This window comes from Pseudomonas qingdaonensis (assembly GCF_018398475.1).
GTDB lineage: Bacteria > Pseudomonadota > Gammaproteobacteria > Pseudomonadales > Pseudomonadaceae > Aquipseudomonas > Aquipseudomonas palmensis.
Window position 1 is genome coordinate 2,134,710 of the sequence record NZ_CP074676.1, and the last position, 21,001, is coordinate 2,155,710.

The 21,001-nt window shown below is 64.9% G+C and carries 20 protein-coding genes; 11 read left to right on the top strand and 9 right to left on the bottom strand.

All coding sequences use genetic code 11. The annotated features are described in order from the left end of the window. Window positions 1-108 precede the first annotated feature (108 nt). A complete protein-coding gene (locus KH389_RS09730) occupies window positions 109-1,812 on the top strand; it encodes a glutamine--tRNA ligase/YqeY domain fusion protein (protein WP_123752235.1) in 1,704 nt (567 codons plus the stop codon). Window positions 1,813-1,822: 10 nt separating this feature from the next. Continuing rightward, window positions 1,823-3,205, top strand: a complete 1,383-nt coding sequence (gene cysS, locus KH389_RS09735; protein ID WP_043863059.1) for a cysteine--tRNA ligase — start codon at window positions 1,823-1,825, stop codon at window positions 3,203-3,205. A gap of 104 nt (window positions 3,206-3,309) precedes the next feature. Here the strand turns inward: cysS and KH389_RS09740 are convergent, their stop codons facing one another. The 3 genes from KH389_RS09740 to KH389_RS09750 all read right to left on the bottom strand — a co-directional run bounded on the left by KH389_RS09740 (window position 3,310) and on the right by KH389_RS09750 (window position 6,546). After that, a complete protein-coding gene (locus KH389_RS09740; protein ID WP_054915700.1) occupies window positions 3,310-4,698 on the bottom strand; it encodes a sensor histidine kinase in 1,389 nt (462 codons plus the stop codon). Continuing rightward, a complete protein-coding gene (locus KH389_RS09745) occupies window positions 4,676-5,356 on the bottom strand; it encodes a response regulator transcription factor (RefSeq protein WP_043863057.1) in 681 nt (226 codons plus the stop codon). The genes KH389_RS09740 and KH389_RS09745 overlap by 23 nt, the downstream gene beginning before the upstream one ends. A gap of 170 nt (window positions 5,357-5,526) precedes the next feature. Continuing rightward, window positions 5,527-6,546, bottom strand: a complete 1,020-nt coding sequence (locus KH389_RS09750) for a branched-chain amino acid aminotransferase (protein WP_043863056.1) — start codon at window positions 6,544-6,546, stop codon at window positions 5,527-5,529. 376 nt (window positions 6,547-6,922) lie between these two features. On the opposite strand from KH389_RS09750, the gene KH389_RS09755 reads away from it, so the two are divergent. Beyond that, complete coding sequence (locus tag KH389_RS09755; RefSeq protein ID WP_043863055.1) at window positions 6,923-7,453, top strand: cysteine hydrolase family protein; 531 nt, start codon at window positions 6,923-6,925, stop codon at window positions 7,451-7,453. Here the strand turns inward: KH389_RS09755 and KH389_RS09760 are convergent. The 5 genes from KH389_RS09760 to KH389_RS09780 all read right to left on the bottom strand — a co-directional run bounded on the left by KH389_RS09760 (window position 7,364) and on the right by KH389_RS09780 (window position 12,965). Further along, the gene (locus tag KH389_RS09760) at window positions 7,364-9,037 is read right to left on the bottom strand and encodes an ABC-F family ATP-binding cassette domain-containing protein (protein ID WP_213607270.1); all 1,674 of its coding nucleotides are present in this window, start codon (window positions 9,035-9,037) and stop codon (window positions 7,364-7,366) included. The genes KH389_RS09755 and KH389_RS09760 overlap by 90 nt on opposite strands. A gap of 165 nt (window positions 9,038-9,202) precedes the next feature. After that, a complete protein-coding gene (locus KH389_RS09765) occupies window positions 9,203-10,285 on the bottom strand; it encodes a hypothetical protein (RefSeq protein ID WP_104572286.1) in 1,083 nt (360 codons plus the stop codon). Between the two features lie 151 nt (window positions 10,286-10,436). Then, entirely contained in the window at window positions 10,437-11,282 is an 846-nt protein-coding gene (locus KH389_RS09770) for an ABC transporter permease (RefSeq protein WP_213607271.1), read from the bottom strand. Then, window positions 11,279-12,289, bottom strand: coding sequence for an ABC transporter substrate-binding protein (locus KH389_RS09775; protein WP_213607272.1), 1,011 nt, complete (start codon window positions 12,287-12,289; stop codon window positions 11,279-11,281). Before KH389_RS09775 ends, KH389_RS09770 begins: the two co-directional genes overlap by 4 nt. Window positions 12,290-12,350: 61 nt before the next feature. Then, window positions 12,351-12,965 carry a LysE family transporter gene (locus tag KH389_RS09780; RefSeq protein ID WP_043863051.1) on the bottom strand — a complete coding sequence of 205 codons (615 nt, stop codon included), beginning with the start codon at window positions 12,963-12,965 and terminating at the stop codon, window positions 12,351-12,353. 247 nt (window positions 12,966-13,212) lie between these two features. Here KH389_RS09780 and KH389_RS09785 point away from each other — a divergent pair, with 247 nt between their 5' ends. From KH389_RS09785 to KH389_RS09820, 8 genes are all read left to right on the top strand, one after another. Continuing rightward, window positions 13,213-14,067 (top strand): glycoside hydrolase family protein, encoded by an 855-nt coding sequence (locus tag KH389_RS09785; RefSeq protein WP_078480494.1) that lies wholly within the window; start codon window positions 13,213-13,215, stop codon window positions 14,065-14,067. 18 nt (window positions 14,068-14,085) lie between these two features. Beyond that, window positions 14,086-15,432, top strand: a complete 1,347-nt coding sequence (locus tag KH389_RS09790; protein ID WP_054915704.1) for an endonuclease/exonuclease/phosphatase family protein — start codon at window positions 14,086-14,088, stop codon at window positions 15,430-15,432. Between the two features lie 122 nt (window positions 15,433-15,554). Beyond that, window positions 15,555-15,779, top strand: a complete 225-nt coding sequence (locus KH389_RS09795; RefSeq protein ID WP_043863048.1) for an MbtH family protein — start codon at window positions 15,555-15,557, stop codon at window positions 15,777-15,779. Between the two features lie 10 nt (window positions 15,780-15,789). Further along, window positions 15,790-16,509 carry a thioesterase II family protein gene (locus KH389_RS09800; protein ID WP_043863047.1) on the top strand — a complete coding sequence of 240 codons (720 nt, stop codon included), beginning with the start codon at window positions 15,790-15,792 and terminating at the stop codon, window positions 16,507-16,509. 117 nt (window positions 16,510-16,626) lie between these two features. Beyond that, a complete protein-coding gene (locus KH389_RS09805; protein ID WP_088515689.1) occupies window positions 16,627-17,178 on the top strand; it encodes a hydrolase in 552 nt (183 codons plus the stop codon). A 13-nt stretch (window positions 17,179-17,191) separates the two neighbouring features. Beyond that, window positions 17,192-17,686 (top strand): DUF1543 domain-containing protein, encoded by a 495-nt coding sequence (locus KH389_RS09810; protein WP_043863045.1) that lies wholly within the window; start codon window positions 17,192-17,194, stop codon window positions 17,684-17,686. A gap of 78 nt (window positions 17,687-17,764) precedes the next feature. Further along, window positions 17,765-18,433 (top strand): hypothetical protein, encoded by a 669-nt coding sequence (locus KH389_RS09815; protein ID WP_196932967.1) that lies wholly within the window; start codon window positions 17,765-17,767, stop codon window positions 18,431-18,433. Window positions 18,434-18,496: 63 nt separating this feature from the next. Then, window positions 18,497-19,576: a DUF1615 domain-containing protein gene (locus tag KH389_RS09820; RefSeq protein ID WP_104572291.1), complete on the top strand. Its 1,080-nt coding sequence runs from the start codon at window positions 18,497-18,499 to the stop codon at window positions 19,574-19,576. Between the two features lie 15 nt (window positions 19,577-19,591). Here KH389_RS09820 and KH389_RS09825 read toward each other — a convergent pair whose 3' ends face one another. Then, the gene (locus KH389_RS09825) at window positions 19,592-20,926 is read right to left on the bottom strand and encodes a lysine N(6)-hydroxylase/L-ornithine N(5)-oxygenase family protein (RefSeq protein WP_213607273.1); all 1,335 of its coding nucleotides are present in this window, start codon (window positions 20,924-20,926) and stop codon (window positions 19,592-19,594) included. Between the last annotated feature and the right edge of the window lie 75 nt (window positions 20,927-21,001).

Here is a 21,001-nt window from a genome sequence, read left to right on the forward strand (position 1 = left end):
CGCCAGTTTGTCGGCGCTGCCCTGTCGGCAGCTCGGGCGCTTGGGCTATGATAAGCGCTTTGATTCAGTCGGCCTACCCTGGCCGTGTACCGGTATTTCAAGGATCCTATGAGCAAGCCCACCGCTGACAACGCTCCCAACGCCGCTGCCAAAGGCGCGCCCGCCGTCCCTGTGAACTTCCTGCGTCCGATCGTGCAGGCCGACCTGGATTCGGGCAAGCACACCAGCATCGTCACCCGTTTCCCGCCGGAGCCCAACGGCTACCTGCACATTGGTCACGCCAAGTCGATCTGCGTGAACTTCGGCCTGGCCCAGGAATTCGGCGGTGCCTGTCACCTGCGCTTCGATGACACCAACCCGGCCAAAGAGGACCAGGAGTACATCGACGCCATCCAGCGTGACGTCAAGTGGCTGGGCTTCGAGTGGACCGGCCCGGTGCGCTATGCCTCGCAGTACTTCGAGCAGTTGCACGCGTGGGCGGTCGACCTGATCAAGTCGGGCAATGCCTATGTGTGCGACCTGACCCCGGAGCAGGCCCGCGAGTACCGCGGCAACCTGACCGAGCCGGGCAAGAACAGCCCGTTCCGCGAGCGCAGCGCCGAGGAAAACCTCGACCTGTTCGCGCGCATGAAGGCCGGCGAGTTCCAGGATGGCGAGCGCGTGCTGCGCGCCAAGATCGACATGGCCTCGCCGAACATGAACCTGCGCGACCCGATCCTGTACCGCATCCGCCATGCCCATCATCACCAGACCGGCGACACCTGGTGCATCTACCCGATCTACGACTTCACCCATGGCCAGTCGGACGCCATCGAGGGCATCACCCACTCGATCTGCACCCTGGAGTTCGAAAGCCATCGTCCGTTGTACGAGTGGTTCCTCGACCACCTGCCGGTGCCGTGCAAGCCGCGCCAGTACGAGTTCAGCCGCCTGAACCTGAACTACACCATCACCAGCAAGCGCAAGCTCAAGCAACTGGTGGACGAGCAGCACGTACAGGGCTGGGACGACCCGCGCATGTCCACGCTGTCGGGCTTCCGCCGTCGTGGCTACACCCCGGCGTCTATCCGCAATTTCTGCGAGATGGTCGGCACCAACCGTTCCGACGGCGTGGTCGACATGTCGATGCTCGAATTCAGCATCCGTGACGACCTGGACCGCACCGCGCCACGGGCCATGTGCGTACTGCGCCCGCTGAAGGTAGTCATCACCAACTACCCCGAAGGCCAGGTCGAGCAGCTCGAACTGCCGCGTCACCCCAAGGAAGACATGGGCGTGCGTGCACTGCCGTTCGCCCGCGAGATCTACATCGACCGCGACGACTTCATGGAAGAGCCGCCCAAGGGCTACAAGCGCCTGGAGCCGGCCGGTGAAGTGCGCCTGCGTGGCAGCTACGTGATCCGCGCCGACGAGGCGATCAAGGATGCCGAGGGCAACATCGTCGAGCTGCGCTGCTCGTACGACCCCGACACCCTGGGCAAGAACCCCGAGGGCCGCAAGGTCAAGGGTGTGATCCACTGGGTGCCGGCCGCGGCCAGCGTCGAGTGCGAAGTACGTCTGTATGACCGCCTGTTCCGTTCGGCCAACCCCGAGAAGACCGACGACGGCGGCAGCTTCCTTGACAACATCAATCCCGATTCGCTGCAGGTGCTGAGCGGTTGTCGTGCGGAACCTTCGCTGGGCCAGGCCCAGCCCGAAGACCGCTTCCAGTTCGAGCGCGAAGGCTACTTCTGCGTCGACCTGAAAGACTCCACGCCGGGTAAGCCGGTGTTCAACCGCACCGTGACCCTGCGCGATTCGTGGGGCAGCTAAGGAACTCTACGTGCTAAGCATCTACAACACCCTGAGCAAGACCAAGGAAGTTTTCGTTCCGCTCGATGGCAACAAGGTTCGCATGTACGTGTGCGGCATGACCGTGTACGACTTCTGCCACCTGGGCCATGGGCGCAGCATGGTCGCGTTCGACCTGGTCACGCGCTGGCTGCGCTACAGCGGCTACGACCTGACCTATGTGCGCAACATCACCGACATCGACGACAAGATCATCAACCGCGCCAACCAGAACGGCGAATCGTTCGAAGCGCTGACCGCGCGCATGATCGACGCGATGCACGAGGACGAGCGCCGTCTGAACATCCTGCCGCCGGACCAGGAGCCGCGTGCCACCGACCACATCGCCGGCATGCACGCGATGATCCAGACCCTGATCGACAAGGGTTATGCCTACGCGCCGGGCAACGGCGATGTGTACTACCGCGTCGGCAAGTTCGTCGGCTACGGCAAGCTGTCGCGCAAGAAGATCGAAGACCTGCGCATCGGTGCCCGCATCGAGGTCGACGAGGCCAAGCAGGACCCGCTCGACTTCGTGCTGTGGAAGGGCGTCAAGCCCGGCGAGCCGAGCTGGGAATCGCCGTGGGGCCCGGGCCGTCCGGGCTGGCACATCGAGTGCTCGGTGATGTCGACCTGCTGCCTGGGCGAGAGCTTCGACATTCATGGTGGCGGCAACGACCTGGAGTTCCCGCACCACGAGAACGAGATTGCCCAGAGCGAGGCGGCCACCGGCAAGCAGTACGCCAAGGCGTGGATGCATTGCGGCATGATCCGTATCAATGGCGAGAAGATGTCCAAGTCGTTGAACAACTTCTTCACCATTCGCGACGTGCTCGACAAGTATCACCCGGAGGTGGTGCGCTACCTGCTGGTGTCGAGCCACTACCGCAGCTCGATCAACTACTCCGAGGACAGCCTGCGCGAAGCCAAGGGCGCGCTGGAACGCTTCTACCATGCGCTGCGCGGCTTGCCGCGCGTGGCCGCGCAAGGTGGCGAGGCGTATGTCGAGCGTTTTGCCGCGGCCATGAACGACGACTTCGGCACGCCTGAAGCCTGTGCGGTGCTGTTCGACCTGGTGCGCGAGATCAATCGCGTGCGCGAGGCCGAGCCTGAGGTGGCCGCTGGCCTGGCGGGCCGTTTGCGCGAGCTGGCCGAGCTGCTGGGCGTGTTGCAGCTGGAGGCCGACGACTTTCTGCAGGCGGGCGCCGAAGGCAAGGTCGATGCGGCTGAAGTGGAGGCGTTGATCCAGGCGCGTCTGCAGGCACGTACCGACAAGAACTGGGCCGAATCGGATCGCATCCGCGACCAGCTGACCGCCATGGGCGTGGTGCTGGAAGACGGCAAGGGCACGACGACCTGGCGCCTGGCTGACTGATCGGCGCTGCCCTCATCGCGGGTCGAGCCCGCTCCCACAGGTTGATCACTGTGCTCTAGATCAGTGATCAACCTGTGGGAGCGGGCTCGACCCGCGATGAGGCCCTAACTGGCCACCTTCGGCCGACACTGCAACACCAGCCGCGCCCCGCCCAATTCGCTGTCTCCTACCTCCAGCTCAAACCCATGCAGGTCGACGATCGCTGCAACGATCGAAAGCCCCAGCCCGAACCCGTTGTGCCGATGACCTTCCTCGCTGCGGTAGAACCGCTTGAGCACGGCCTCGCGCTCGTCCGCCGGAATCCCCGGCCCGCTGTCCTCCACCTCGATCAGCACGCCCTGGGCGTCTTCACGGGCTCGCATCCGCACCTGACCACCGGCCGGGGTGAACTTGATGGCATTGCCCAGCAGGTTGGCCAGGGCCTCGAACAGCAGCTCGCGGTCGCCCTTGAGCGCCGGCAACTGGTCGGGCAGCACCAGGGTCAGGCGAATTTCGCCGTCCTCGGCCAGCGGCAGGTAGAAGTCATGCAGCTCTACCAGCAGGGCACGCGGGTCCAGCTCGACGAAGCCGGCACGGCGCTGGCGGTCTTCCAGTTCGCTGATGCGCAGCAACCCGCGAAAACGCGCCATCAGGGTGTCGGTTTCGCTGATGGCCTGGTCCATCTGGTCGGCCTGGATCGAGTCGTCGCCGACCTGCTGGCGGATCCGGTACAGCTGGGCCCGCAGGCGCGTCAGCGGGGTGCGCAGGTCGTGGGCAATGTTGTCGCACACGCCTTTGACCTCATGCATCAACCGCTCGATGCGGTCGAGCATGGCGTTGACGATGGCTGCCAGCATGTCCAGTTCGTCACGGCGCGACGACAGCGGCAGACGGTGGGTGAGGTCGCCGGCCACGATCAGCTCGGCACTGGCCTGGATCGCCCTTATGCGCTTGAGCGGGCGGCGCCGCAGCAGGTACCAGCCGGCGATGCCGGGAATGATGGTCAGCGACAGCCCCCACAGCAACGCATGCAGAATGATCCGCGTGACCACGAACAGCGAACCGTTGTCGCGTACCAGCACCAGCCAGCGGCCATCGCGCACCTTGAGCGCCACGGCATCACAGCTGTCTTTTGGCATGCGCGGGTCGTCGGCGTCCAGGCAGCGGCTGAGCTCGTGGATCCTGCCATCCAGGCCCAGCTCGGGCGGGATCTGGCGGATCTGCCCGCCCAGTGGGTTGAACTGCGCGTCGAACAGCCCGTAGGCATCGAAGCTGCGTTCGTCGAAGGCCTGGCTGGCGATCAGGGCGTCGTCGAGCTGCTTGCCGCTCATGTGTGCGAACAGATGCTGGCGCTGCAACAGGGAATGGCGGGTGAGCTTGTTCAGGTAGCCGGACACCTCGAAGTACAGCACCCCCATGAGGATGCTGCTCCAGGCCACGAACAGAAAGCTGTACAGCGCCAGCAGGCGGCTGGTGGACGAACTCCAGCCCTTAGACGGGTTCGGCAATGGCATAGCCGGAGCCCCGCACGGTGCGAATCAGCGGGGTTTGCCCGGCGGCGTCGATCTTCTTGCGCAGACGCCCGATGTGCACGTCGATCAGGTTGGTGCCGGGGTCGAAGTGGTACCCCCAGACTTCCTCGAAGATCATCATGCGGGTGATGACCTGGCCGGCGTGGCGCATCAGGAATTCCAGCAGCTTGTACTCGGTGGGCAGCAGGTTGAGGGTCTGCTCGCCGCGCCGGGCCTCGTGGCTTATCAGGTCCAGCTCCAGGTCGGCGACCTGCAGGCGGGTCTGGGCCATCGGCACGCTGTTGCGGCGCAGCAGCACTTCCACGCGCGCCGCCATCTCGTCGGAGGCAAACGGCTTGGTCAGGTAGTCGTCACCACCGGCGCGCAGGCCGCGCACGCGTTCGTCGACATCGGAGAGGGCGCTGATCATCAGGATCGGCGTGGCGATCTTGAGGTTGCGCAGGGTGGTGACGATGGTCAGGCCGTCGACTTCGGGCAGCATGCGGTCGAGGGTGATCAGGTCGTAGCCGCCGGCGATTGCCTTGGCCAGGCCTTCACGACCGTTGTCGGCCCAGTCGACCTCAAGGCCGTGGCTGGAGAGTTCGGCGACGATTTCCTGGCCGGTGACGGCATCGTCTTCGATAGTCAGTACGCGGGGCATGCTCTTACCTGGGCGGCGTGTGGAGACTCGATTGTGCCAAAGAATAGGCGGTGCCCGGGTTAAAGAAAAATTCATCTTGAAAAAGGGCTGCTGCGCAGCCAGTCACGGGTCGAGCCCGCTCCCACAGGGTTGCGATGAACCTGTGGGAGCGGGCTTGACCCGCGATGCATTCAGGCGACCTTGACGATCCAGCCCGCCGGCGCTTCGACGTCACCGCTCTGGATACCGGTCAGCTCGGCGTAGAGCTTCTGGGTCACCGGACCGACTTCGGTCTCGCTGTGGAACACGTGCAGCTTGCCGTTGTACTGGATGCCGCCGATCGGGGTGATCACCGCAGCGGTGCCGCAGGCACCGGCTTCGATGAAGCGGTCCAGCTGGTTGATCAGCACGTCGCCCTCGATCACCTTCAGGCCCAGGCGCGATTCGGCCAGTTGCATCAGCGACAGGCGGGTGATGCCCGGCAGCACCGAGGCGGATTTCGGGGTCACGAACTCGTTGTTGGCGGTGATGCCGAAGAAGTTGGCCGAACCCACTTCCTCGATCTTGCTGTGGGTCAGCGGGTCGAGGTAGATGCAGTCGGCAAAGCCGGCCTTCTTGGCCTCATAGCCTGGTTGCAGGCTGGCTGCGTAGTTGCCACCGACCTTGGCGGCGCCGGTGCCCTGGGGCGCGGCACGGTCGAAATCGGAGATCAGGAACTTGTGCGGGGTCATGCCGCCCTTGAAGTACGAGCCAACCGGGATGGCGAAGATCGAGAAGATGAACTCCGGCGCGGTGCGTACGCCGATGTTGTCACCCACGCCGATCACGAACGGACGCAGGTACAGGGCACCCTTGCCGTGCGGCGGTACGAAGCGTTCGTTGGCCTGGACCACCTGCTTGCAGGCCTCGATGAACTGTTCGGTCGGCACCCGCGGCATCAGCAGGCGATCGCAGCTGCGCTGCATGCGCAGGGCGTTCTGGTCGGGGCGGAACAGGTTGATCGAGCCATCCTTGCAGCGGTAGGCCTTCATGCCTTCGAAGCATTGCTGGCCGTAGTGCAGCGCGGTGGAGCCTTCGCTGATGTGCAGTACGTTGTCTTCGGTCAGGGTGCCCTTGTCCCACTCGCCATCACGGAAGTAGGAAAGGTAGCGCTTGTCGGTCTTGATGTAGTCAAAGCCCAGCTTGTCCCAGTTAATGCTCTCGTTACTCATGGCACCCTCGATCGGTTGGCAAATGCCTGTATGGTCAGGCCACGCATATTGCGCAAGCAGCCACGATAATACATCCCGTGCAGATCGGAAACGGGCAGATGCCGATTGCGCCGGTGCCCGGCCGCCATCGCTTCAGGTCCGGCGTGACCGAGCGTGAGTCGTCGCGCCGCCATGGGCTTGACCGACGCAGGGCTCGTGGAGCATTGTGCGTGACATGAATATCGACCTGTTGACCTCGACCCGCACCACCACGACCGCCATCGGCGGGCGATGGGTGGCTGTGTAAAGCGAACGCAGCAGGTCACCCAAGGCCCCGCCAGCAATGGACGGGGCCTTTTGGTTGGCGCGTCCGGCTGGCATCTTAAGGAGAGACACCATGCCCGTACGGCGCGCGTTACTGATTCTGGATATGCAGGTCGGCCTGTTCCATGGACCCGAACAGCCCTGGCAGGGCGAGCGGATACTGGCCAACATCAACCGCCTGATCGGCACCGCACGGGCGGCCCGGGCGCCGATATTCGTCGCGCGCCACACCGGCCCGCAGGGTTCGCCGATCGAGGCCGGCAGCACACCCTGGCAACTGCTCCCGGCGCTGGAGGTAGACGAGCAATACGACCGCGTGTTCGACAAGTTCCGGCCCAGTGCCTTCTGGAACACGCCGCTGCGTGAGTGGCTGCAGCAGGCGGGCGTTGAAGAGCTGGTGGTGGTCGGCATGAAAACCCAGTACTGCGTCGATACCAATTGCCGCGTTGCTGCCGAGCTGGGCGTGCGCCCGGTACTGGTCAGCGACGCGCACACCTGCATGGATACCCCCGGCCTAGGCGCCGAGGCCATCGTCGCCCATCACAACCTCACCCTGGGCAGTGGCTTTGCCACCTTGTGCGTCACCGAAGCCGTGCAGTTCTGATTGCGGCATGCACAGCTGCCCCTGCAACTGCAGGTGTTGCAGGAACACCAGGTCATGGGACGCCACCAGCAGGGTCCCCTGATACTGGCAGAGCATCTGTTCCAGGGCCTGCAACGATGGCAGGTCGAGGTGGTTGCTGGGTTCGTCGAGCAACAGCAGTTGCGCTGGCTGGTCGCTGTAGAGTACCGCGGCCAGCGCTGCCTTGAGCCGTTCGCCGCCACTGAGCAGGCCGCTGGGCAGGGTGATGCGGTCTGCATCCAGGCCCAGTTGTGCCAATCGGGTGCGCACGCTGCTCTGGTCGAGTTCACGGCACGCCTCGCGCACATGCTCCAGCACGCATACGCTCGGGTCGAGCAGGCTGCACTGCTGGTCCAGGTACGCCACGCTGGCGCGGGTCTCGCATTCACCCTTTCTAGGCGGCAGTTGCCCGGCCAGCACCTTGAGCAACGTGGATTTGCCGCTGCCGTTGGCGCCGGTGAGGGCAAGGCGCTGGCCGACGTACAGCACCAGGTCGAGCGCGTGCGGATGCTCGATGTGGGGTAGCTCAAGGTCACGCAGCCAGGCGATCTGGCTGCCTGGCGGCAACTGACGTGCCGGCGCGTGCAGTACCACTGGCTGCTGTGGGTCCAGGCGTTGAGCGGCTTCACGCACCTGGCCGTCCATGGCCTGGCGCGTGGCCAGGTGGTTGCGCTGCTGCCTGCCTGCGGTGGCCTCGCTGCGTTGCTGTTGACGGTCGAGCAGGATCTTCGCCTGGTTGCTGTGCCTGGCCTCGTGGCCGGCCCTGGCCTGGTGGCGTTCGAGGCGCTCGTGTTGACGCTGCAGGTTGCGGGCCTGGCGCTGGCGTTCGAGCTTCAGACGCTCGAGATTGCGCTCGGCCAGTTCGGTGTCGCGGGCCTTGCAAGCGGTGAATGCGCTGTAGTCGCCCCCGTAGCTGTGCAGGCCCGAGGGCGACAGCTCGACGATGCGCTGCATGCTGGCGAGCAGCGTGCGGTCGTGGCTGATGACCAGCAGCCCCTTGTTCCAGCGTTCGAGCATGATCATCAGGGCGGCGCGGCTGGGGGCGTCCAGGTGGTTGGTGGGCTCGTCGAGAATCAGGTAGTCGGCGTTGCCGAGAAACGCACCCAGCAGTGCCACGCGCATGGCCTGGCCGCCGCTCAGCGTTTCGGCGGGGCGATCCCAGCGCAGCATGCCGAGCTGCTCGCGGGCCAGGTGGCTGTGCAGTTGCTCGCGTATGTTCCAGCGTTCGCCGACAGTCTCGAAGTCGCTCGCGGCGGTACTGCCAGCCTCGATGCGTTGGAGCGCTTCTATCACCTGGCGTACCTGGGCCAGGTCGGCGACCGTGGTGCGGGAGGTGATCGGCTGTTGAGCGAGGTAGTGCACGCGCCCCTGGCGCAGGCAGCGGCCATCGCTGGGCTCGAGCTGACCGGCCATCAGGCGTGCGAGTATGGATTTGCCCACGCCGTTGCGCCCCACCAGGCCGGTGCGGCGCTGGTCGAAACGTTCGGTGAGGTTGGAAAACAGCAGCCTGCCGTCTGGCAGTGCATAGGTGACGCTGTCCAGCGTCAGGGATGACGTGTTCGTCATGCGAACCTCCAAGGATGCCTGGTGCTTCCCCCGGTGAAGGGGCTGAAGACGGGCCGTCTGAAACGACGGTGGCATCAATGGCGCATTGGACGAATACCTCGAGATGCGGGAAAAGGCCTGTAGTCTAAGGGGATAGCGGCAGTCGGTAAAGGCCCTCCAGTGCCATTACCGGTCGAGTTTTTCATAGCCTATCGCGCCCGAGACGGGTTGTGCCCGGCTGATATCGAAGGCGTGTTCGAGTAGCGGCCTGGCTTGCTCCCATTGCGCGGCGCCCGTACCGTCTCGCCCTGTTACCGAGAGTGCGATCAGCTGTGCACTGAGGTGCTTCAGATCAAGTGGCTGGGCGTCATTGGCCGTTTCCGGCAGCCTGTCTGCCACCTTGTGGCGGCTCGAGTCCTGTTTGGCATAGTTGCCGAACTGTTCGACGCCCTGCACCCCTGCCAGCCGAGAGACGTGCTCATCATGCAGGGGGAAGCGCCGTACATGGCTGTCGGAGAAGGAGTCCTGCAGCAGGTGCAGCAACGAGCCCAACGCCAGGTTCTGGATGGTGCTGGCAGCATGCTCATTGTGCGAATCGTCACAGCGCGACTCTGTCCAGCCGTGTCCTCGCAGCATTGCCTTGAGTGCGGGCATACGCGTGCAGTTCCTGCTGAAAAGGTCTTCGGGCTGCCATAGCAGCCGTCGGGTGTTGCTGTGGGTGAGCGACTGGCTGAACTGCTCGCCACCTTCAGGGCTCATCAGTTGCGGCACGCTGCGAAAGTAGCGGTTCTTGGGGATTTCTCCGGTGGAAACACGGAATGTGAATTCGGCCCACATCATGATTCTGGCGCGTGTTTGTGTCGTGGTTTCCAGAGCGCTTGAGGCCATGGCGTGAAGGTACTGCATGTCGCCGCAGTGGGTGCGATACATGAGGTCCCAGGTGGGATTGATCTGTGTTGAACGCTTGCACGAGTCTTTGAACGACAGGTAGAAATCCACTGGTACACCCGTCTTCATGAAACCCAGCGGATCATCGTTCCAGCGTGCGCCCGCGATGAGGCTTTCGATGAAGTTCTGATCCGCTTTAAGGGCATCGGGAATCGCTGCCTGCCTGATCGATGCCAGGGTCAGGTTTTCGTGTACCGCCTCGCTGAAGACACGAGTGTAGGCACCATTGTTCACCTTGCCGTAGGGTGACAGTTGGAAAGCGCTGGCCGATGCACTGACCAGGCACAGTGTTGCGGCGGACAGGATACGGTAGGCTCGCACGCTCGAACTCCCTTTCAGTGTGCCGGCAGGCTTTTGAGCAGCGTAGACGAGTTGCGTTTAGCGCGCGCGGGCTGAACGGCCCCTTTGGTCTATCCGGCAACGAGTACTTTGAAAGGGCGGTGCAGGTCAACGCTGTTGCACCAGGAAGGCTTCACCGCGGCTTGCCATACGCCTGGGTGATGCGGTCGATCACGATCGCCAGCGCAACGATGGCCAGCCCTGCTTCGACCCCCTTGCCCACGTTCAGTGTCTGGATACCGGCCAGCACGTCCTCACCCAGGCCGCGCGCGCCGATCATCGAGGCCACCACCACCATCGACAGCGCCATCATCACCGACTGGTTCAGGCCGGCCAGGATGCTCGGCAGCGCCAACGGCAATGCCACCCGGCGCAAGCGCTGACACCGGTTGGCGCCCAGCCCCTGAGCGGCCTGGGTCAGCGACGGGTCCACCTGCGACAGGCCCAGTTCGGTGAGGCGTACCAGCGGCGGCAGGGCATACACCAGGGTGGCGAAGATCGCCGGCACCTTGCCCAGCCCGAACAGCATCAGCACCGGGATCAGGTACACGAAACTGGGCAGGGTCTGCATCACGTCCAGCACCGGCATCAGCAACCGGCGCGCCAGTGGCCGGCTCGCCAGCAAGATGCCGAACGGAATGCCGATCAGGAGGCACAGGCCGGTACTCACCAGCACCAGCGCGCAGGTCTGCAGCAGCTTGTCCCACAGGCCGACCACCCCGATCAGAAACAGCAGGCCGCTCAGCAGCAGCGCCCGCCGCACACTGCGCGTGGCGTGCCAGGTCAGCAGTGCCACCAGCGCCAGCAGCAACCACCACGGCGTGGCGCGCAGCAGGTTTTCCAACCCTACCAGCAGTTGCAGCAGGCCGTCCGAGACCGCCCGAAGCTGGTCGCCGTAGGCCAGCACCAGCCAGTCGACGAAGCGATTGACGCTGTCTGCGAACGAAACGTGCAGCGCCTCGGGAAAGCCCGTACTCACAGGGCCGACTCGACCCTGGTCGCCACCTCGGCGGGCAGCCAGGCCTTCCAGATGCTCGGGTTCGCCTTGAGAAAGGCCTGCGCTGCAGCGTCCGGTGCCTGGCGCTGCTCGCTCATCGTTGCCAGGGCGCTGTTGAGGGTGGCGATCGGCAGATCGACCTTGGCGAAGAATGCCACCAGCTCCGGGTATTGCTGGCGAAACGGCGCCGATACGCCGATCGACAGCCTGGCCGGCAGCGAGCGGGTGCCTTTGGGCTCGGGGTTGCTGGGGTCGGTGAGGGTGGCCCAGGCCTGGGCGTCGAATGGCGGCTCTTCAAGGCGCACCAGCTCGTAGCGGCCCATCAGCGGGGTGGGCGACCAGTAGTAGAACAGCACCGGCTTGCCACGGCGGATGGCGGAGGTGATTTCGGCGTCCAGCGCCGCGCCCGAGCCGCTGCGAAAGTTCACGTACTGCCCGTCCAGCCCGTAGGCCTTGAGCTTCTGGCTGTTGACGGTCTCGGAGGTCCAGCCGCTGGGGCTGTTGAGAAAACGGCCCTTGTCGGGTGACTCGGGGTCCTTGAACAGTGGGGCATGGCGCTTGAGGTCCTGGACGGAACGCAAGTCCGGGGCCAGTGCCTTGAGGCCGCGCTGTTCATCGCCCTTGATCACGTAGGCGGGCACGTACCAGCCTTCGTCGGCGCCCTTGACCGTGTCACCGATGCTGAACACCTGGCCGGCCTGCTCGGCCCTGGTCCAGGCCGGGCTGCGGCCAGCCCACTCCTCGGCGATCACCTGGATGTCGTTGCGCGCCAGCGCCACCTCCATGCTCACGGTGCTGCCGGGCAGGGTGTCGGTGGGGTAGCCGTAGCCTTTCTCGACGATAAAGCGCAGCAGTTGCGTGGTCAGGCTGCCGCTTTCCCAGGTGATGTCGCCAAAGTGGATGGGGGCCGCAGCGGGCGCCGCCAGGCTCTGGGAGGCTGCGCCCAGTGCCAGCAGGGCGCCGCCGATCAATTGTGTCAGTCGCTTCATGTCGTCTCACTTGCCGCGCCGCTTCAAGGTCAGGCAAGTGTAGTAGACCTGCGCCAGGGGTTTAGCGCAGTACCGCCAACTTGATGCTGAAGCCCACCAGGCACATGCCGGCCAGGCGTTCGAGCAGGTTCGAGACCTTGGGGTTGGCGCGCAGGCGGGCGGCCAGGTTGTGGGTCAGCAGCACGGCCACCAGGCCATACAGGAAGGTCAGCACGGCAATGGTCACCGCCATGAAGCCGAACGTCACGAAGCCCTGGTGCCGGACCGGGTCGACGAACAGCGGAAAGAACGCCATGTAGAACATGATCGCCTTGGGGTTGAGCAGGGTGATCATCATGGTCTGGCGCAGGTAGTGCTTGGACTTCATCGGCCGTACCGGCGTGCTGCCGGGTTTGGCCAGGGCCATGCGCAGGCCCAGGTAGGCCAGGTACGCTGCACCCAGCCATTGCACGGTATGGAACGCTGCCGGGTAGGTGGTGAGCAGCGCTGCCACACCGGCCACGGCCAGCCACAACAGCACCTGGTCACCCAGGATGACGCCGAAGGTGGCGCCCAGGCCGCCTTTGATGCCGCCCTTGCCGGTGGCAGTGATCAGCGCGAAATTGCCCGGCCCCGGGATCGCCAGCAGCACCAGGAAGGCAATCACGAAGGCACCGTAGTCCGTTACGCCAAGCATGGGGAAACTCCGTGTTACCTATCAGGATTCGAGTGCATACGATACGCCTGCGCTGCGCCGGTGCGAACCCCGTGTTGTGCATCTGGCCCGAACAATCGCACAGCGATGTGCGCCTGCTGCCAGCCCGGCAGGTCACGCCCGGGCCCGTGCAACTTCCGGTTTCTCACGTACACGCTGGGCTTTGCCCGGCTGATCCGGCCGGGCTGCGCTGTTCTACTGGGGGCTCTTTGTACCTCTGGAGCAGGCGATGCAACTTTGTTACGCAGCCAACATGCACGGCATCTTCAACCGTGCTTTCCCTACCGAGTCGCAGCCTGTGGCTGGCGGTTGCCGGGTAGTCGTACACCGGGGCGTGCTCTATTGCGCCTACAACGCCGACGGCAACGTGGCCGAATTCGTCGCGAAAGTGAGTGGCATCGACGTATGGACGACGCCGGCGGTGCTGCCACTGATGGTGACCCCGAGCAGGTCACTGGCGCTTTTTGTGTTCAAGGACAAGGTCCATGCGTTTCGAAGCGATGACCAGGGTGAATACACCCTGGCCTCCTACAACGACACGCTCATGGGGTTCGAGCCCATGACGTTGAGTCAGCCCATGCACGGCTCGCCGTCGCTGGTGGAGTTTCAAGGGCGGTTGCACGCCTTCTATCGGCACGGCCACACGAGGCAGATCGAGTGCCTGAGCAGCGAAGACCTGGAAAACTGGGGCAATGGCCCGGTGCTCAGGGCCAGGGGGGTAGCGGTGACCACCCCCGACGACCCGATCGCCATTGTCTACCAGGGCCTGATCCACCTGTTCTACAAGGATGGCGATGGTCGGACCCTGTTGGTGAAGTACGACGGCAAGCAGGCCTGGACCGAGCCACGGGTGTTCATCGAGCAGGCCTACCCGTTCATGCCGGGTGTGACGGTTCACGCGGGGCTGCTCAAACTCGCCTTCACCCGCAGCATTGCCAATGCCGACGGTCGCGCGCTCTATCAATACGCCTATGACGGCAATGCCCTCAGCCCGGCAACGGTCAGCAGCAACCTGGCCGCTACCGAGCGGGTGGGGCTGGGCGTGCTCGATGGCGAGCTGTTTGCGCTGTTCCAGAAGGCCTGACCCGGTGGAGGTGTTCCCATGCCCGTTGACCGTGTCATTGGCCTGTACATCGACAACAACCTGGTGCCCGACATGCCGGCCGTTGCGTTCGAAGAGCAGGTCGATGTGGTGTTCATGGACGCGGTGGCGCTGCTCGCCGCCGCCAGGCCCCGGGACTGCGTGCATACCCTGGTCTACCTGAACTACATCGTTTCGGCACGCCTGATACGCAGCAGCAACCATGAGGCACAGGCCGGCTATGGGGCATGCATGACCACCCTGTTGCGCCGCTGGTACAGCGACACCACGGTGCTGCAGCATCTTCAGGCCTCGCCAGGGCTGTATCGTCATGGCGTGATGATCGGGCTCTACCGTGTGCACCATGCCCTGGTCATGAATGGCCTAAGGAGCGTACAGGGGCCACACCTGCTGGATCCTGGCGACCCCTTGCGCATGCTCCAGCACGGGGTCATGGCCATCTTCGGCCCGTGGCATGCGCACATTCGCCTGCATGGGCGCATTCGTGATTACTACCACAGCCGATTGAACACTGCAGGGCCCTCGGCACAGATCGAAATAGGTCGCAGCGCGCGCACTGAGGTGCCGATACGGGTGGCCACCTGGAACCTGCAGGGCGCATCGGTCAGCACCGAGAGCAAATGGTTGACCGGGGTCCTGCCGCTGCTGCGCAGCAACGATGTGGTGGTTCTGCAGGAGGTCGGCGTTGCCCCGCATTCTGCGGTGTTCAGCCGCACCGAACGGGTGGCCGACCAGTTCGGCAGTCACCACGACATCCATGTCTACAGCTGGCAGGCCGGCACCCGCAGCCGGCCCGAGCGCTACCTGATCTACTTCCTCGATGTGCAGCGGTTGCGGGTGAACCTGGCGATCGTGATGCCTGACCCCGGCGAGTTCATGGTCAGCCAACTGGCCATCATCTCGGACGGGCAATTGCCGGTGGCGGGCCCGCCCCTTTACCGCCCGGCCATGGGGGTGCGTGTGAGGCGACGAGCGCTGGCGGGCAACACGCCGGAGCTGGCGATCTTCAACCTGCATGCCATTTCCGGCGGGGGCGTCAACGCCGCGCGCATGTTGAGGGAGATCAGCTGGCACACCGATACGCCGTTCGCGCTGCTGGGGGATTTCAACCGCGATCCGCGACCGACCACTCCCCCGGTGCCGACGCGTGGCAACTGGGTGTCGCCCGAAGACATCGCCCGTATCGAGCTGGCGGGCGGCAGTACCCACCCCAGCGTGGCGCCGAGCAACATGCTGGACTATGCGGTGACCAATGGCACCTCGCAGGTGCCGGCGCCGGGGAACGTCTCTGCGCCGGGGGCATCGGACCACCGCTCGGTGCATTACAACCTGACCTTCAACTGCTAGCGCCGGCAGGTGCCGCGGGATTTTCCCAGCGTCGCTAATTTATCCGCACGCCGCTTCGTCTCCTCCAGTAGCGCCCGTACGCCTCCCGCGCCACGAGCCTCATTCAACCAAGGAGACAGGCAATGACTTCCGTATTCGATCGCGACGATATCGTGTTCCAGGTTGTGGTCAACCACGAGGAACAGTACTCCATCTGGCCGGACTACAAGGCTATCCCCAACGGCTGGCGCACCGTCGGCAAGAGCGGTTTGAAGGCTGAGTGCCTGGCGTACATCGATGAGGTATGGACCGATATGCGCCCGCTGAGCCTGCGCCAGAAGATGGCCGAAACCGCTGCGGCGCAGTGAGGGGCGGCACGTGTCGTCACTGACCCTGTTGTGCCTGCCGTACTCGGGTGCCAGCGCCATGGTCTTCAGCCGCTGGCGGCGCAAGGTGCCCGCCTGGTTGAACGTGCGCCCGGTGGAGCTGCCAGGGCGGGGTGCACGCCTTGGCGAGCCGTTGTACACCGACATGCAGGCCCTGGCCCGGCAACTGGCCGCCGAACAGAGCCTTGTCGCCCACCAGCCCTACGCGGTGCTGGGGCACAGCCTGGGGGCGCTGCTGGCGTTCGAGCTGGTGCACGAGCTGCAGGCGCTGGGCTGCCCGCCACCGGTGGCGTTGTTTGCCAGCGGCACGGCGGCGCCGACCCGTCGTGAAGGCTACGACGACGAAAGCTGGCGCGAACCCAAGAGCGACCCGCAACTGATCGAAGAGTTGCGCACCCTGGGCGGTACTTCGGAGGAAGTGCTGGGCAATGAGGAACTGATGAGCCTGACCCTGCCGGTGTTGCGCGCAGACTTTCTGTTGTGCGGACGCTACGCCTATCGGCAGCGCCCGGCACTGCGTTGCCCGCTGCATGTGCTGGGGGGCGAGGAGGATCGCGCGACCCAGGAACAGTTGCTGGCCTGGCGTCAGGAGAGCCAGGGTGATTTCTCGCTGGCGCTCTTCCCCGGCGGGCACTTCTTCATCCATGAGCATGAAGAGCAGGTGCTGGGCGTGCTCAGCCAGGCCCTGGAGCCGCACCGCCTGACCGCATGAGCCTCGCGTGGTAGCATCCGACCGGGCCCGGGCAGCCATCGCGCTGCCCGGGTTTCTGTCCGCAAACCGCCTGGCGGTGACACCCATCGCCCCGGCGCCCGCCATGGAGCGCACGCAATGCTGATCGACCCTACCCAGGCCACGCTGCTGGTCATCGACGTTCAGGAAAAACTCATCGGCGCGGTCAGCGACCCTGCCGGCACGCTGGCCCGCACCCGCTGGTTGCTGGCGGCGACGGCCGAACTGGGGTTGCCCACGGTGATTTCCGAACAATATCCCAAGGGCCTCGGGCACACCGTCGGTGCGCTGCTCGAGGCGGCGCCCGCTGCCGAGGTGGTGGAAAAGGTGCACTTTTCCTGCGTGGCTGCCGATTGCCTGCCCGCCAGCCTGCTGGCCCGCCACCAGGTGATTGTGTGCGGCATGGAAACCCACGTGTGCGTGCTGCAGACAGTGCTCGGCCTGCTGGCGTTGGGCAGGCAGGTGTTCGTGGTGGAGGACGCCTGCGACAGCCGCAGCCTGCTCAGCAAGAGCGCCGGCCTGCAGCGCATGCGTGATGCCGGCGCGCAGATCGTGACCCGCGAGATGGTGGTGTTCGAGCTGCTGGGCAGCGCCGGCCACGAGAAATTTCGCCACATCAGCAAGACCTTCCTGGTCGGCGAGCAACCTTGAGGGTGGGCGGATCATGTTGTTCGTGGTGATGCTGGGGGGCAAACACCCCCGGGCCCGCATCGAAGTGCACGATGTGGTGTTCGTGGTGGCCCCGACCCTCGAAGCGGCCTACCCGCAACTGCGCGAGCAATGGTTCGGCAGCGCCAGGGGCGTGCACATCGATTCCTGGCTGGAGGTTGACGGGGTCGACGGCTACAAGCTGCACTGGTCGGACATGCAGCCGGCTGCCGGCGAGCCACGTCTGTATTTCATCAACCTGGGCGGCTATGAGCCCGGTGCGTTCGGCGAGGCGCACCAGTACCTGTTGGTGGTGGCCACCAGCAAGGCCCAGGCCAAGGCCATCGGCAAGCAACGCATGGCACGTCACTGGAGCCAGGCGCACACCGATGCAGTGATGGACGTGGATGACTGTATCGCCATCGACCAGCTCGGTGGCCGATACGTGCGCCTGATTGCAGGCGAGCATGCCCCGCTGGTGCAGCGCAGCGACTACATCGTGCTGGGCTGATGGGCGAGCTTGATGGCTATTTGCCGTTAGCCTGGATTACAGTACGCGCTTCATTTTCTGCCCTTACAGGATGTTCCGATGCGTTCACGTGCACTGTCTGGCTTCTGCTGCGCACTCACCCTCAGCGCTCTGCCGAATCTGGCCCTGGCCCAGGCCACGGTGGCCCAGGTGTTCAATGGCGAGATGCTGGGCACCAACCTGCGTTTCTTCGAGTCGGTAGCCGGTGTTGCGCGTACCTCGTTCGGCGACACCCATACTTACAAGGTGCAAGGCTGCGAAATCACCGCCACGGCCGGCGGCGGCACGGTCAGCGAGCTGCGCATGGAGCTCTCGCCCACCTGCAAGGCAGACCTGAGCACGTTCATCGGCGACTTTGCGCCGCCGGCCGCGCAGCCCCTGACGTTCGGTGCAATGGCCAGGTCTTCGGGAGGCGGGCTGGAGTTCTACGCCAGTTGCCTGAGCATGTGCGGCAATGCCGCCGACCCGTCGGTGTACGCGCTCTGGCAAGGACCGCGGGCAGTGGGGTTTACCGAAGTGCTGCTGGAGGTGGTGCTGGTGGATGATGAGGCCAGCGCGGCGGCCGGTCACTGGAGCGAGGCCATGCAGAAGGCCAAGGGTGACGACTTTGTGGTGGACACCCGCTTCAACTGCGAGCGCACCTTCGATGAAGTGGCGCAGGCCAGCTTCGACAAGGTCAAGGTCAATGCGGTCACCATCGGCACCGAGTTGACCAAGCCGGGCTGCTGACGGTTTGCACGGGCCGGCCCCGGCTGTGTACTGTGGGGCCCTCGACCGATAGCCGGGGGCTGTATGCCTTTACGCGGATGGATGGTGCTGGCCACGCTGGCGCTGCTGTTGCAGGGGTGCGCCGGCCAGCGTGGGGCGCAACAGGCCACGCCGGCCCAGGTGCGCGCCACGGTGGTTGCACTGATGCCAGCCGCCACTGGCGACCGTGAAGGGTGGGCGGCGGACATTCAAACGGCGTTTGCCGCACAGAAGCTCGACCCCAGCCGCAGCAACCTGTGCGCGGTGCTGGCGGTGACCGAGCAGGAGTCGACCTACCAGGCCGACCCGCAAGTGCCCGGCCTGGGGCGCATTGCCCGCGCCGAGATCGACCGGCGTGCGGCGCGTCTGCATGTACCGCAGCGGCTGGTGGAGGCCGCGCTGCAAACCCACTCGCCCGATGGCAGAACCTACAGCCAGCGACTGGCGGCGGTGCGCAGCGAGAAGCAACTGAGTGCACTGTTCGACGACCTGATCGGTTCGCTGCCGCTTGGGCGTACCTTGCTCGGCGACCTGAACCCGGTGCGCACCGGGGGGCCGATGCAGGTCAGCATCGCGTTCGCCGAACGCCACGCCCAGGACTACCCCTATGCCTACAGCGGCACCCTGCGCCAGGAAGTGTTCACTCGGCGCGGCGGGCTGTACTTCGGCATCGCCCATCTGCTGGGTTACCCAGCCAGCTACGAGCAGCCGCTGTATCGGTTTGCCGACTTCAATGCAGGCTGGTACGCAAGCCGCAACGCGGCGTTCCAGCATGCGGTCAGCCAGGCGTCGGGCGTGGAACTGGCGCTGGACGGCGACCTGATCGCGCCAGGGGCGATTTTTCCGGGGGCCACCGAACAGGCGGTACGGCGCCTGGGTGACAGGCTCGGCCTGCGCAACCCGACCATTCGCAGTCAGCTGGAGGAGGGGGACAGCCTGGCATTCGAGCGCACGCGGCTGTATCAGCGGGTGTATGCACTGGCCGAGGCGGCTGCGGGCAAGCCGTTGCCGCGGGCACAGTTGCCAGGCATCGAACTCAAGAGCCCCAAGATCACCCGAAAGCTGACCACGGCATGGTTTGCCAAACGGGTGGATGAGCGCTATCGGCGCTGCATGCAGCGCTGATAGCACGGGGCAGGTTCAGGCGCTGGCCAGGGTCGCGCTGGCGCGGGCGTTGCTGGCGCGCTGGCCCAGGCTCTGGTACAGCGACTGGCCGATCTCGGCTGCGCGCACCGGCAGTACCGACAGCAGGGTATCGCTCAGGCCGTGTGACGCTTCGCAGAAGCCCTGCAGGTAGACCGCCGCGTTGAGCTCCGGGCTGGCCAGCACGCGATAGTCGCGGTCCACTTCGAAGTCCTTGAGGTGCTGTTGCAGCGGCGCCAGCAGCTCGCGATGGGAGCGGCGCTCATAGCCGGTGGCAAGAATCACCGCGTCGTACACGTGGGTCTGCTGGATACCGGTGGCCAGGTCGCGCAGGGTCAGCTCGATGCCCTTGTCGGTGCTGACGGCGGCCTCGATGTTGCGTCGGCACAGAACGGCGTGACGGTACTGATGGGCGACTTTCTGACGGTAGAGCATGCCGTAGATGCGTTCGATCAGGTCGATGTCCACTACCGAGTAGTTGGTGTTGTGGTACTCGGAGATCAGCTTGGCACGCTCGGCCTGGGGCTGGTTGAACACCAGGTCGGTGTAGTCGGGGGTGAAGACCTCGTTGACGAACGGGCTGTCATCGGCCGGCTTGAGTGCCGAGCCGCGCAGGATCATGTCGGCCTTGACCGACGGGTAGCTGTCGTTCAGGTCGATCAGGGCCTCGGCGGCGCTTTGCCCCGAGCCGATGATCGCGATGCGCATGGGCTTGCCCTGGGTGCACGGCAGTTGTTCCAGGCTGTTCAGGTACTGGGAGTGGTGGAACACGCGCGGATCGTCCTTGAAGGGCGCGAATACCGGCGGGATCTTCGGCGTGCCCCCACTGCCCACCACCACCGAGCGTGCCCGGCGCAGGCGTTCATGGCCCTGGGCGCTGCGGGAGATCACGCGCAGGTGGTCGATACGCCCGTCCAGCAGTTCAGGTTCCACGCGCAGGATCTCCTCGCCATACACCGCCTGGGTGGCGAAGTGCTCGGCGGCCCAGCGCAGGTAGTCGTTGTACTCCAGGCGGCAGGGGTAGAAGGTGCCCAGGTTGATGAAGTCGGCCAGGCGCTTCTTCTGGTGCAGGTAGTTGACGAAGCTGTAGGGGCTGGTGGGGTTGCGCAGGGACACCAGGTCCTTGAGGAAGGAAATCTGCAGTTCGCTCTGGGTGGCCAGGGTGTTGCCGTGCCAGCGGTAGTCGCTCTGCTTGTCGATGAACAGCGCATCGAGGGCATGGCCGGTGGTCTGGGCGAGTTCTTCCAGGGCGATGGCCAGGGCCAGGTTGGAGGGGCCGAAGCCGACGCCGATCAGGTCGTGGATTGTTTCGGATGTTGAGGGCTGGTTCATGGGTGCGGCTCCCGTGTGTGGTCGAGGTGGGGCGCCAGTTTTTTGCGCCCCTGATCCTGCTCAGGTACTCCGATA

Excerpts from the sequence above, each read along its gene's own strand:
- KH389_RS09815 (WP_196932967.1), top strand. The coding sequence starts at position 17,765 with ATGCGTTCACGTGCACTGTCTGGCTTCTGCTGCGCACTCACCCTCAGC.
- KH389_RS09740 (WP_054915700.1), bottom strand. The coding sequence starts at position 4,698 with ATGCCATTGCCGAACCCGTCTAAGGGCTGGAGTTCGTCCACCAGCCGC.
- KH389_RS09745 (WP_043863057.1), bottom strand. The coding sequence starts at position 5,356 with ATGCCCCGCGTACTGACTATCGAAGACGATGCCGTCACCGGCCAGGAA.
- KH389_RS09775 (WP_213607272.1), bottom strand. The coding sequence starts at position 12,289 with ATGAAGCGACTGACACAATTGATCGGCGGCGCCCTGCTGGCACTGGGC.
- KH389_RS09785 (WP_078480494.1), top strand. The coding sequence starts at position 13,213 with ATGCAACTTTGTTACGCAGCCAACATGCACGGCATCTTCAACCGTGCT.
- KH389_RS09825 (WP_213607273.1), bottom strand. The coding sequence starts at position 20,926 with ATGAACCAGCCCTCAACATCCGAAACAATCCACGACCTGATCGGCGTC.
- KH389_RS09810 (WP_043863045.1), top strand. The coding sequence starts at position 17,192 with ATGTTGTTCGTGGTGATGCTGGGGGGCAAACACCCCCGGGCCCGCATC.
- KH389_RS09790 (WP_054915704.1), top strand. The coding sequence starts at position 14,086 with ATGCCCGTTGACCGTGTCATTGGCCTGTACATCGACAACAACCTGGTG.
- KH389_RS09805 (WP_088515689.1), top strand. The coding sequence starts at position 16,627 with ATGCTGATCGACCCTACCCAGGCCACGCTGCTGGTCATCGACGTTCAG.
- KH389_RS09755 (WP_043863055.1), top strand. The coding sequence starts at position 6,923 with ATGCCCGTACGGCGCGCGTTACTGATTCTGGATATGCAGGTCGGCCTG.
- KH389_RS09760 (WP_213607270.1), bottom strand. The coding sequence starts at position 9,037 with ATGACGAACACGTCATCCCTGACGCTGGACAGCGTCACCTATGCACTG.
- KH389_RS09780 (WP_043863051.1), bottom strand. The coding sequence starts at position 12,965 with ATGCTTGGCGTAACGGACTACGGTGCCTTCGTGATTGCCTTCCTGGTG.
- KH389_RS09795 (WP_043863048.1), top strand. The coding sequence starts at position 15,555 with ATGACTTCCGTATTCGATCGCGACGATATCGTGTTCCAGGTTGTGGTC.
- KH389_RS09730 (WP_123752235.1), top strand. The coding sequence starts at position 109 with ATGAGCAAGCCCACCGCTGACAACGCTCCCAACGCCGCTGCCAAAGGC.
- KH389_RS09820 (WP_104572291.1), top strand. The coding sequence starts at position 18,497 with ATGCCTTTACGCGGATGGATGGTGCTGGCCACGCTGGCGCTGCTGTTG.
- KH389_RS09750 (WP_043863056.1), bottom strand. The coding sequence starts at position 6,546 with ATGAGTAACGAGAGCATTAACTGGGACAAGCTGGGCTTTGACTACATC.